The sequence below is a fragment of the Lancefieldella parvula DNF00906 genome, assembly GCF_000758945.1.
Classification (GTDB): Bacteria; Actinomycetota; Coriobacteriia; order Coriobacteriales; family Atopobiaceae; genus Lancefieldella; species Lancefieldella parvula_C.
The window spans coordinates 42,433-54,591 of the sequence record NZ_JRND01000016.1; the positions used below are offsets into that span (position 1 = coordinate 42,433).

Annotated in this window: 9 protein-coding genes; 4 read left to right on the forward strand and 5 right to left on the reverse strand. The window is 47.8% G+C overall.

Going from position 1 to position 12,159, the window contains the following annotated elements; all coding sequences use genetic code 11:
* Positions 1–34 precede the first annotated feature (34 nt).
* Positions 35–304, forward strand: a complete 270-nt coding sequence (locus HMPREF1647_RS03055) for a hypothetical protein (RefSeq protein ID WP_035431973.1) — start codon at positions 35–37, stop codon at positions 302–304.
* A 364-nt stretch (positions 305–668) separates the two neighbouring features.
* Here HMPREF1647_RS03055 and nhaA read toward each other — a convergent pair whose 3' ends face one another.
* Positions 669–2,045 carry a Na+/H+ antiporter NhaA gene (gene nhaA, locus HMPREF1647_RS03065; RefSeq protein WP_035431976.1) on the reverse strand — a complete coding sequence of 459 codons (1,377 nt, stop codon included), beginning with the start codon at positions 2,043–2,045 and terminating at the stop codon, positions 669–671.
* Positions 2,046–2,249: 204 nt separating this feature from the next.
* Between nhaA and HMPREF1647_RS03070 the strand changes: the two genes are divergently transcribed.
* The gene (locus HMPREF1647_RS03070; RefSeq protein WP_035431978.1) at positions 2,250–3,107 is read left to right on the forward strand and encodes a DegV family protein; all 858 of its coding nucleotides are present in this window, start codon (positions 2,250–2,252) and stop codon (positions 3,105–3,107) included.
* Positions 3,108–3,211: 104 nt separating this feature from the next.
* On the opposite strand, the gene rnhA is transcribed toward HMPREF1647_RS03070, so the two are convergent.
* Together rnhA and polA are read right to left on the reverse strand one after the other, a co-directional pair.
* Positions 3,212–3,724 carry a ribonuclease HI gene (gene rnhA, locus HMPREF1647_RS03075; RefSeq protein WP_081933309.1) on the reverse strand — a complete coding sequence of 171 codons (513 nt, stop codon included), beginning with the start codon at positions 3,722–3,724 and terminating at the stop codon, positions 3,212–3,214.
* A gap of 34 nt (positions 3,725–3,758) precedes the next feature.
* Positions 3,759–6,497 carry a DNA polymerase I gene (polA, locus tag HMPREF1647_RS03080; protein ID WP_156095540.1) on the reverse strand — a complete coding sequence of 913 codons (2,739 nt, stop codon included), beginning with the start codon at positions 6,495–6,497 and terminating at the stop codon, positions 3,759–3,761.
* Positions 6,498–6,742: 245 nt separating this feature from the next.
* On the opposite strand from polA, the gene HMPREF1647_RS03085 reads away from it, so the two are divergent.
* Positions 6,743–8,836 (forward strand): glutamine synthetase III family protein, encoded by a 2,094-nt coding sequence (locus HMPREF1647_RS03085; protein ID WP_035431980.1) that lies wholly within the window; start codon positions 6,743–6,745, stop codon positions 8,834–8,836.
* Between the two features lie 119 nt (positions 8,837–8,955).
* On the opposite strand, the gene HMPREF1647_RS03090 is transcribed toward HMPREF1647_RS03085, so the two are convergent.
* Together HMPREF1647_RS03090 and HMPREF1647_RS03095 are read right to left on the reverse strand one after the other, a co-directional pair.
* On the reverse strand, positions 8,956–10,242 hold the full coding sequence (locus HMPREF1647_RS03090) for an ABC transporter substrate-binding protein (RefSeq protein ID WP_035431982.1): 1,287 nt from the start codon (positions 10,240–10,242) through the stop codon (positions 8,956–8,958).
* Between the two features lie 44 nt (positions 10,243–10,286).
* A complete protein-coding gene (locus HMPREF1647_RS03095) occupies positions 10,287–10,865 on the reverse strand; it encodes a manganese efflux pump MntP (protein WP_035431984.1) in 579 nt (192 codons plus the stop codon).
* A gap of 105 nt (positions 10,866–10,970) precedes the next feature.
* Here HMPREF1647_RS03095 and HMPREF1647_RS03100 point away from each other — a divergent pair, with 105 nt between their 5' ends.
* Entirely contained in the window at positions 10,971–11,936 is a 966-nt protein-coding gene (locus tag HMPREF1647_RS03100) for a zinc dependent phospholipase C family protein (protein ID WP_035431986.1), read from the forward strand.
* Positions 11,937–12,159 lie beyond the last annotated feature (223 nt).

The following is a 12,159-nucleotide window of genomic DNA, read 5'->3' on the forward strand; positions in this document are numbered from 1 at the left end:
AGGTGATTTGAAAATCGACGCGACAAGGAGAATCATGGCAAATTCTGCACAGCCTGGCATGCGCTCGGAGGCATATGGCGAGCTCCAGCACCTTGTTGACAACCTTTATAAGCACAAACCTTCAGGCACAGTCACTAAGGTTGACGTGCTGATCCAAGCCGAAGTAGATGATCTTGAAGAAGATTTGCAAGAAGTTATTGAGTTGATTCCCTCTGGCACATATGTCCGCACTCGCCTCTGCGATCAGATTAACTCAATTGTTACGGCGCACGGTTGGGGCTTTACCTACGGCACCGTCGAATAGTCATAGCTTATTGATTTTATATAAGTGATAAAATTGCATATATACGGGGTCTTTTTCTAACAAGTTGGAGGCTCGTTATGTATGACTCTTGGAAAGATTTTTTCATTAGCATCTTTAATAGAGGTATATTTTTTGATGCTTCTACTCCAATAGCTTATCTTATTAATAAGATAGTCAATATTTGTTTACTTCTTATATGGCTATTCACCATTGCCTTGATGTGCCTCTCTCCTACAGGACAAGATGCCTCAATAGGAGGAGTGAACATTCTACGTGCCAGTTTTTTAATAACTTCTGCGTATTATTTTGTGGGGCTCTGCATTTTATTAGTCAAGGATAGAAAGAGTCGTACCCCTCATTAGGTTCATTCTTGTACGGCATCTTCCCTTAAGCCGCTCTGCCTTTGGTGCTTATAGAACTCTGCGATATGTACAAAAAGCAGGCCCAAGATTGCAGAAGCAAACGATGCAGCAAGAACGGCTACTTTAGCTGCAAGAATCTCCCCTGCGTCTGGGAATGCAAGGTTAGAAATAAGAATTGACATGGTAAAGCCTAAGCCACCCATAAGACCAACGGCTGTAATCTGAATCCAGTCAACCTTTGCAGGAAGTTTGCAGATTTTAACCTTTACCAACAGGAATGTCACAAGAATAATTCCCAATGGCTTTCCAAGAACGGCGCCAAAGAATACGCCGTGAGCAATGTTGCTGCTAAGAAGCGCACCAAAATCTGCTCCCACGAGCGTAATCTGCGCATTAACAAACGCAAAGATGGGCAGAACAACAAAGTTCACAAAGACAGAAATGTAGTGCTCAACGCGCTGAAGTGGTGGAGTTACGTGATGCATGACCTGCTCGATTGAGTTAGCTCCATGCGTAAAGTCATGCTGACCTAAAACGTGATGTTCATCGTCGTAGTGATCATCAAGCTCACGAGCACGCCTAGAAAGCCAACTACCCAGCTTGCTCAGACGAACATCAGAGTGAGATGGCAAGAAGAAGGCAAGGAGAACACCTGCAAGAGTAGCGTGAATTCCTGAGTGATACATGCAAACCCAGAGCACCAAACCAACAAGCAAATACGGACCAGAAGAGTAAATCTTCAGGCGATTCATTCCCCACAAAATGACAAGTACTCCAAGAGAAGCTGCTAACCAGGCAATATCTGGCGTGTGACCATAGAAAAGCGCAATGACCACAATAGCCAGGATATCATCAGCAATTGCAAGTGTCTGGAAAAAGACCTTGGTTTGCGGACTAATTCTGTTGCCCAACAGCGACATAACGCCAAGCGCAAAGGCAATATCGGTTGCAATTGGCGTTGCCCATCCATGAGGGGCAGTGCTTGCGTTAAGCGCCAGATAAATAAGAGCAGGAACTGCAACGCCACCAACAGCCGCAAGCATAGGAAGCATTGCCTGTCTTGGCTTTCTAAGCTGGCCAACAGTTACTTCATACTTGAGCTCAATACCTACCAGCAAGAAGAAGATTGCCATAAGGAAATCATTCACAAAGGTTTCTAGAGCCATATGTGCATGAATCATTCCAAGCGAGAAACTCATTTGCACTTCAAGAATTTCTCGAACCACCTCATGAGCAGGTGAGTTGGCAACTACAAGCGCAATAAGAGCTGCAAGTACCATGACTGCTGCCGCAATAGTGCTGTTAGAGGTGATTTTCTTTAGAGAAGAGCGCTGACTAATTCTTCTTACAACTGCGGGCTCTCTATAAATACTAGACATTATCTGCCGTTCTCTCTTTATCTAAATGGTATTGACCGTTAGCTATGAAAGTTTTTCTCGATGTATATGCCTAGTGTACCGTCTACCTACCGTTGAGGGCAACTTGTCATATCTCAAGAAAACGGGGTATATCTCTATGTAAAATGTGGGTAATAGAAAGTCAACGTTTAGCTACTTGTAGCACGTATATATTTGGAGCGGATAATGGACACTAAACGAATTGCCATCATCACAGACTCAGGAACTAATGTCCCACCTGATTTTGTTGCTGAACACAATATTCGTATCACCCCACTTCGCATTAACTATTCTGACGGCTCTTCCTACGAGTCTGGTATTACCATCACGCCAGCTGAGCTTGTTGCTCGCTTTGAAGAAGAAGTTCCTAAGACATCACTTCCTTCTCCTGAGGGCATTAAAGCTGCCTTTGATGATGCAAAAGCAGCGGGGTACGAGGGTGCTGTTTACGTTGCTATCTCCTCTGGACTTTCTGCTACCTGCGATACTGCTCGCATGATTGCGGAGTCCATTACAGACTTCCCTATTTATGTTGTTGATACCAAAAACATTGGCATTGCTTCTGGCCTTATTGTTATTGAGGCTCAACACCTTATTGAGCAGGGCCTTTCTCTTGAGGAGATTGGCGCCAAACTTGATCAGGCTTCTCTGAACACACGTGTATATTTCTCCGTTCCAAGCCTTGAGTATTTACGCAAAGGTGGCCGCATTTCTGAGGCAATTTATCGCATTGGTTCCATGTTGAACATTAAACCTGTTCTTACCTGCGATGAAAATGGCAAATACACCATTGCCAAGAAGACTCGTGGTTGGCAGAAGTCTCTAGCAGGACAAATTGCTCTGGGAGCAACCTTTGCTCAGCAATTTGACCGCGTTCATGTAGGAATTTGTTGCTCCGCGCCTAATATCATTTACTCCGAAATGGAAGCCATGATTAAAGAGGCAATCCCTAATGTCACCGACTTTAGGTATGTCGAGGCTGGCTCAGACCTTGTTGTCCATACGGGACCAGGTCTTGTTGGCTATGCCGTATTTGGCTACTAACAGTTAATCGCCTCATGCAACTAAGAACAGCCGCCCACTCAGGCGGCTGTTTTCTTGTAAAGAGTATGTGTGGCGAGAAGATCTTCTCGCCCTATGCGTTTAGGTTACAGCAACGGCTGATCAGCAAAGAATCCCTGGTCGTCAAGAAGATTGGAGCCGTCAGCAGCTTCAGTAGCCAGCTGATCGCAGCGCTCGTTAAGCGGATGACCGGCGTGGCCCTTGACCCACTTGAAACTTACCTCATGGTCTTCCATGGCGGAAAGCAAACGCTTCCAAAGATCAACGTTTTTGACAGGCTCTTTTGATGCTGTCTTCCAGCCTTTTCTAATCCATCCCGAGACCCATTTTTGATTAAACGCATCAACAACGTACTTAGAATCGGAATAAAGCTCTACCTGGCAGGGGCGCTTAAGAGCCTCAAGTGCAACGATGACGCCGAGGAGCTCCATGCGATTATTCGTAGTAGTTTTATAACCCTGGCTGAACTCTTTGGTGTGCTGCTGGCCGGAGGGATCGGTGTACAGAAGCACGGCCCCATAGCCACCAGGACCAGGATTTCCTCGAGATGCACCGTCTGTATAGACCGTGACGTGCATGTATGAGGTCGCTGCCTCCATACCAAATCTCCTCTAGAACGCGCCTCTTACGTGTTTACTTTGCCTCAGCCCAATTGGAACCATAGCTGACATCGGCAATGAGAGGAACACGCAGGGTAACAACGTCTTCCATAGTCTCTTTTACCAGTTTAGAAACTGTCTCAATCTCTGACTCTGGAACTTCCAAATCAAGTTCGTCGTGAATCTGAAGAATCAGTTTTGACGCAAGACCTTCATCACGCAGGCGTTTCTCGACATTAATCATTGCAATTTTGATAATGTCTGCGGCACTTCCCTGCATAGGGTGATTCATAGCGGTGCGCTCGCCAAAGGCAATAAGCTGGCGATTTGACTGGTTGAACTCTCTAATGTGGCGCTTACGCCCATACATGGTTACCGCATAACCAGTCTCGTGAGCAGTGCGGACAGAATCATCCAGATAGGCACGAACGCCAGGATATGCGTCAAAGTAGCGGTCAATCATCTCTTGCGCTTCCTTGCGGGAAATCTTCAGAGACGTTGCCAGACCAAAGGCCTGCTGACCATAGACAATGCCAAAGTTAACTGCCTTAGCACGGCTACGAAGTGCTGGAGTGACCTCTTCAACAGGCACGCCAAAGACGCGTGCAGCAGTTGCGGCATGGAAATCAGCACCAGAGTTAAATGCTGCTACCAGGTGCTCATCAGCCGAGAGATGCGCAAGCAGGCGAAGCTCAATCTGAGAGTAGTCGCAGGCGAGAAAAACGCTGCCCTCGGGAACGGTAAAGGCGGTGCGAACACGATGTCCCAGCTCAGAGCGGGTAGGAATGTTCTGCAGGTTTGGATCAGAGCTGGAAAGCCTTCCTGTTGCAGCAACAGTCTGATTGAATGTGGTGTGGATGCGCTTATCGCCACGAATAAGCGAAGGAAGCGCATCGAGATAAGTTGATTTGATCTTGGCGCGCTCACGATATTCAAGGACGTCAGCAACAATCTGGTACTCCTGCGCCAGGTCTCCAAGCACCTTTGCGTTGGTGGAGTAGAACCCGGTGCGCGTCTTTTTGAGGCCATAAGTTGGAAGTTTAAGCACGTCAAACAGGATATGTGAAAGCTGGCTTGGAGAATCCAAGTTAAAATCCTCGCCTGCTGTCTGGTGAATGCTTGCCACACGCTGTGCAATATCTTCACCCAGCTCCAAAGACTGCTTAGCAAGCTCTTGAGGATCAACGTAGAGACCACGACGCTCCATCGCAGCAAGTACAGGCAAAAGTTGCATCTCCAGAGAAGTAAAGAGCTCCAAAGAACCATCGTCTTCAAGCTTTTTAGTGAGCACAGGCACAAGAGCCCTTGCAGCTACAGCTCTTAGTGCTGCAGCTGGAATCTCATCTGTAGGCTCAGGAAGCTCAGAGCCAAAGTACAGCTCAACCAAGCCGTTGATATCAAAGCTTGAACGATCAGACTCAAGCAGATACGCGGCAACACCCGTGTCAAAGAGGTGATCAGAATCAATGGTCTCAATATCCAGTTTCTGTGGCTCAGACGAATCAACAGGGCTTACCTCGTGTAGCAGCGCCTTGACATCGTCTGCAGCAACACGGGCTTCTCGCAAAATACGTAAGAGCGCTGCGGTGGCGTTTTCTCCTTCAAATTTGAGGAGCGCCTTTTCTGTAGACACCCAAAGCGTGCGAGAAAGGCTAAAGAGGGCTCCAGCGTCCGCAGCTGAATCCTCAGCAACGCCAATCCACTCCTGGTTCTCAATTGCAGCAGTGAGCGCAGCAGATGCATCTCCTGCCTGCAAAAACACTGATGGAATAGGAAGTGCAGGTGTAGCAGAGGCGGTTTGTGCGACTGCGCCAGCGGCAGAGCCACCGGCCATGCGAGCAAGCCTTGAGGTCATACCGGTAAAGCCCAAAGCAGAGAAAGCCTTGACCACGTCATTTGGATCAAATGTTGGGAACTGAGCGTCGTCCAGGTTGATATCAAGCGGCGCATCGGTGCGAATAGTTGCCACCTTACGGGAGAGCAGCGCGTCATCAATATGCGCGCGAAGATTTTCTCCCACCTTGCCCTTAACCTCGTCAGCGTGAGCAATGACCTGGTCAAGCGAGCCATACTCCACAATCAGAGCAGCGGCTTTCTTGGGGCCAATTCCAGGAACGCCTGGAATGTTGTCTGAAGAATCTCCCTTAAGGCCATAGAAATCTGGAACAAGCTCTGGCGTAATACCAGCGTAGAGATCTGCCACAGTCTCTGGCGTCATAATTGAGACGTCAGAAACGCCCTTGCGCGTAGAAACAATCTTAACGTTTTCTGTGGAGAGCTGGTACATATCGCGGTCGCCCGTGAAGAGCAGCATCTGATAGCCCTCTGCCTCACCACGGCGGGCAAGGGTACCCAAGATGTCGTCGCCCTCCCAGCCTTCAAGCTGGCAGACAGGAACATCCAAGGTCTTGAGCAGCTCCTTGACTATGGGAAACTGTGCGTGCAAAGCAGGGTCCATAGGAGGACGCTGAGCTTTGTACTGCGGCAGCATATCAATGCGAACCTGCGGTTTTCCCTTATCAAAGGCACAAATCACGCCGTCAGGCGAGAAGGACTCAACAAGCTTGATAAACATGTTGAAGAAGCCAAACAACGCGCCAGTTGGCGTACCATCTGGAGCTGCCATTGGCTGACGGATTGCATGGAATGCTCGGTGCATGAGCGAGTTTCCGTCAATAACGGCAATGGTCCTACGTGGTTTAACTGCACCTTCTTTGATTGATGCAACCTCGTTTTGATCTGTAGTATCAACTGGCATAGTAGTATCAGACATACCTGCTCCTCTTTGTTTGCGTACCTCTATTGTACTAAGACTTTCTCCGCTTATGCGCGCCAGAGCCTCTGGAAACAAAGCCCAGGTCTCTTCTAGCGGCGACTAAATTTTTTGTAATCGTTATGTTTCTGTTTGTATCCTCGCCACTCTGCCTCTGCCAAACGTGCGAAAATAACAACCAACATAACGTGCCCAGCACGCGAGAAAACAGACTAACTGCCAGCATTTACCCACAAGGAGGGGCTGTGGCTCACGACAAAGTTTCTCAGGAATTTGGCTCACTTCTCTTTACCGACGCAGACATGCAAGAACGCCTGCCAAGGCCAACGTACAAGAAACTTCGTAGTGTCATCCAGGACGGCAAGCCGCTTGACCTCGACATTGCAAACGAGGTTGCGCATGCCATGAAAGAGTGGGCGCTAGAAAAAGGTGCTACTCACTTCACCCACTGGTTCCAGCCTCTCACAGGCATTACTTCCGAGAAGCACGACAGCTTTATGACTCCTCAGGGAAACGGCACTATTTTGATGTCCTTCTCGGGAAAAGAGCTGGTACAGGGCGAGCCTGACGCATCAAGCTTCCCTTCTGGCGGACTTCGCGCCACATTTGAGGCTCGTGGTTACACGGTTTGGGATCCTGCAAGTCCAACCTTCATCAAAGATGAAGTTCTCTGCATTCCAACAGCATTTATTTCATACACCGGAGAAGCTCTAGACAAGCGTACTCCGCTACTTCGCTCTCAGGTTGCCCTTGAGAAGCAGGCCAAGCGCGTTCTTGCACTTTTTGGACAAGAGCCTTCTCGCGTTGTTACAAACATTGGCCCTGAGCAGGAGTACTTCCTTATCAAAGAGGAAGACTTTGAGCAGCGCCCTGACCTTATCCTTTGCGGTCGTACTCTCTTTGGTTGTGAGCCAAGCAAGGGCCAAGAGCTTGATGAGCACTACTTTGGCGCCATTCGTCCAACCGTCAACAACTTCATGAAAGAGCTTGATGACGAGCTCTGGAAGCTGGGCATCCCTGCAAAGACCAAGCACAATGAGGTTGCTCCTTGCCAGCATGAGCTTGCACCTGTCTTTGAGCAAGGTGCACTTGCTATTGACAACAACCTCCTGACCATGGAGAAGCTCAAGCTTCTTGCAACTCATCACGGTCTTGCCTGCCTTGAGCACGAGAAACCCTTTGAGTACGTCAACGGCTCTGGTAAGCACGACAACTGGTCGCTCTCTGCAGATAACGAGAATCTGCTTGAACCTGGTGATAAACCTGGCGAGAATCTCCGCTTCCTGGTCTTCCTTGCATGCCTTGTTGCCGCTGTTGACTCTCATGCAGACCTTCTGCGCATGTCTGTTGCTTCTGCTGGAAACGATCACCGCCTTGGCGCAAATGAGGCTCCACCTGCAATTGTTTCCGTCTTCCTAGGCGCCGCACTTTCTGTAATTGTTGACGACCTCATCACAGGCTCCGATGTTCACGGTGCAAAGCGCACTCGTATGGATCTTGGCGTACCAACACTACCTGCAGTCCTTAGGGACAATACAGATAGAAACCGTACCAGCCCCTTTGCGTTTACTGGTAACAAGTTTGAGTTCCGTATGTGCGGCAGCCAGCAGAACCTCTCTGATCCTAACGTCATTTTGAACACCATTGTTGCCGAGCAGTGTGACCGCTTTGCAAACGATCTCTCAAATGCTTCTGAGGAGAACTTCACTAAGGAAGCTTTGAGCTGGGTTATTGACACCTTTAAGGCTCACGAGCGCATCCTCTTTGAAGGCAATGGCTACTCAGGCGATTGGGAGAAACTTGCCGAGGAGCGCGGTCTTCCAAACCTCCGCACCACCCCTGAGGCACTTCCTGCAATGGTTGCTCCAGAGAACATTGAGCTCTTTGAGCGCTACGGTGTTCTTTCCCAGGCAGAAGCACAGGCTCGCTACGTTGCAAAGGCAGAGCAGTACGCTAAGGTTCTTAACATTGAGGCTCGTACCATGCTGTATATGACGCGCCACATGTATCTGCCTGCACTCTTTACCTACTCAAGTGATGTTGCCTCTTCAGTTGCTGCTAAGCAGGCTATTGGTATCAAGAGCGCTGCAGAAACAGAGATTGTTGAGAAGCTCACCGCAGGTATTGACGAGATTTATGCAGCTACCAACAGCCTTGATGAGATCAATACCACAGCTCACCAGATGAAAGATCAGCCTCAGGAGCAGTGCGAATACTACTGCAATGAAGTTCTTCCTGCTATGGCCCGCCTGCGCAGCGCCGTTGACTCCATGGAGCTCATCTGCGGACACGACTGGTGGCCAGTTCCTAGCTACAACAAGATGCTCTTCTACGTCTAATTCTTCATCAGGGCTTCTTGGCGAGAAAACCGGTCTTCTCGCCACTCCACCTATACAGCAAAACGGCTCAGTTTACCTGGGCCGTTTTTTGTATTCAACCTCTTAAGATATGGCAAAGGTTATGCGTTGACCAACTTGCTGTATGCAGCATGAACGTCTTCGAGCTTGATGAGATTGCCTTCAGCATCGGTGGGAGCAGGAGCTATCTGCATTGATTCGCTCACTGCTGTCAAATTTAGACGGCTTGCATACCAAGGAGTTGGCGTTCCCTCAATAACTGGCGAGAAGAACGAGTCCATTTCTCCCATGTGCTCAGCAGCGTCTCGTTTAGTAATAAATTCCTGCCATAAATACGCTGAATACGTATGTTTTGACCCCTGACATACAAACGACCTTATCGTAGAGAAATAAGAAACGCCTGGCAGAATGACTGAAAGATTATCAAAATCGTCTTTAGTAATTGCCCTATACGCAGCGCTCAGCGGACAAACACAAGCCCTATACTTGCCAAATCCTGTGTCTCTAATAGCTTGATAGGTGCTCTCAGAAAATGCGTCAACATTTTCAAACAGACTTTGGATAATTTGAGCGCCTTTATCCAGTCCATACTGACCTAAAAAGAGCGATTCAAACTTCTTTCCCGCATTCGTAAGTGTGGGGTCAGGAATAACATACCTTCCACGCAGGCCATCTGTAAGAAGATCGGTCCATTCGTGAGGACGCAAAATCTTTTTCTCATTAAGGCGTTCTTGATTTACCAGTAAAACCAATGGATCTGCAGCGTAGGCATACCAGTATCCGTTGGCGTCAAAAAACTCAGGGCGCACGTACTGGTCTGTTGAAGAAACTTCATATAGCTGACAATATGCGGAAGCTTCAAAATTTTGCATGAGAGCTTCACTTGCCAGAAAAATAACATCGGGTTTCTCAAAACCCCAATCAGTGTCAGATTTAGTATCAGAAGTTTCAGACTCCGCGCTCTTACCAGAAGCGTATATTTGCTTAATAAACTCCTGAATTTCTTCCTCTGTTGCCTCACCCACCGTAACAGGCAGAGAAAACATTCTTGAATATGTTTCTACCAGGGGCTTTACCGCTTCTTTTGAGGTGCAAAGCAGATTCAGAGAGCCTTCTCGTTGTGCAAGTTGAATAAGTGCTCGAGCATAGCCTGGAACTTTTGAATTGAGCTGTGGAGGAAGAAGTTCCTGCTGAACATAAGAAATTCCTGGGCTTAAAACGTTTGCTACGGTTGCTATTACGGGTGCAGCAACCGCTGAGACAGCCAGGATGATAAATGAGGTTCGTGTAACAGAAGTGGCAGTTGGTGGAGTGATCTTCTCGTCAGGATCTTTTGGTCCAAAAGTTTTATGCAGCTTCTGGCGCAGACAATCTGGGATAAACTTCACGCTACCTCCTTACCTGCTACTCAGTCCATCTGGTCGAACAAATTTTATCCAAAAAAGGCTTTTAGTCCAATCAGGATAAGCACCGCACCACCGACCATCTCGGCGCGGTCGCCCAAAAGCGAGCCGAGTTTTTTACCAACGAACAATGCAATGGTGCAGAGGATGACGGTAATAATACCAAAGAGTGCCGAGGCAACCAAAATGTCTACGCTATGTGCCCTAAAACTTACACCAACAGCAAATGCATCAATTGCCGTAGCAACAGCTTGAAATACCAACTTGCCATAAGAGAGTGTTGTAGCGCCTTGCTGAGCTTCTTCCTCATCTTCTTCAGAAGCATCTTCTTTGAGCGCCTTATAGCCGCTGTACAGCATGTTTGAACCAATGAAACCAAGAATAACCAACGAGACAATACCTGCGTACTTCTCAATCAACTCTGCTGCAATGCCACCAACAAAATAACCGGCAAGAGGCATACCAAACTGAAAGAGACCAAAGAAAAGAGGCATACGCATAAGACGAGAAAACCTATGGTCATCAAAGGCAAAGGTGTTAGAGATAGTGACAGAGAACGCATCTGTTGCAAGCGCCATACCCAGCATTAAAATTTCAAGTAGACCCATGTGTCAGTTCCCAAGTATCATTAAATCTTGTAACACGAAGGAGAAATTTTAACGCCTATAAGCTATTTTGGGCTACTCTTATATTGAAAAACTACAAGGAGTCCTATGCCTGCTTTAATAACCCACTATCTGTTTGGCGCAGAAGTGGTTCATGATTTACCACAAGAGCTTGTTGCAACTGATGCAGAGGTCAATGCATTCCTTCTTGGAAACCAGGGTCCTGATCCCTTCCTAGCACGTCATCTTGCCTGGCCAAACCACTCACTTGCCTGCAATAGACTACATCGTCGTATGCATGCAGGTCATATTGTTGACGCGTTTCTCTCTATTCGCGATGGTGTTTCTCGCCTACCGCAGAGCGACATGCCTGCTGGTCGTGCGTTTGCGCTTGGCCTCTTAGCACACTACGCGCTGGATAGAATTGTCCATCCGTTTGTGTATTCCCAGCAAGATGCACTGATTGAGGCGGAATCATCTCTCAAGAATGCCTACAGAGAACTCCATCCTATTATCGAGACAGATTTAGACTCATACCTTCTCTGGCACTTGCGCCATACTACCGTTGAAACGTTTCCCCCAGCTGAGGTGCTTGAAGCAATTGAATCAACCAAGCACGTTGGTGGCGCGCTTTTCTCGCAAGTAGCGCTTCAGGTATTTGACCTTAATGTTGGCGTTGGTGAGTACGAGAAGGCCCTTCAGGATTACGCTCGCATCTACCACACGGTAGAGCGCACTGATCCTAAGTACACCACCAAGCTTCCTGACGTTTTGTATAAAACCGAGAAGTTCATGCGTCCTTCAAACAATTCGTACGTTGCGGCAATGGCCCATCGTATTGTTAAAACCGAGGACTTCCCTACGGCAAACCTCAAGCGTCTACCTTGGAAAGAGCCTTACACAGGAGAGATCAAGACTGAAAGCATTCTTGATCTTATGGATGAAGCTCGTGAGTTCTACAAAGATCTTGTTCAGGCAACTATCTTAGGTCAAAGAATCACCCTGGAAGAGCTAGTTGATGGCATCAATTATATGGGCAAACCCGTTGTAGAAATGGTTGATGACGAGGACTAACTCGCAGCAAAATACAAATGCGTTGAGCATTCAAACACGTAAGAGAAAAGCGGCTACTTGAACTGCGTCCCAAAACTTGGACACGAGAAATAGGAGGCAGTTCAAAACACACCTAAGTCGGATAATCTGTCAAAAAGACATATACATGACGCTGAAAATACCTTAATCATGCAGATTATCTTTATTAGATGTGTAAAATGCCCGCATCTGAGCAGAATATCTT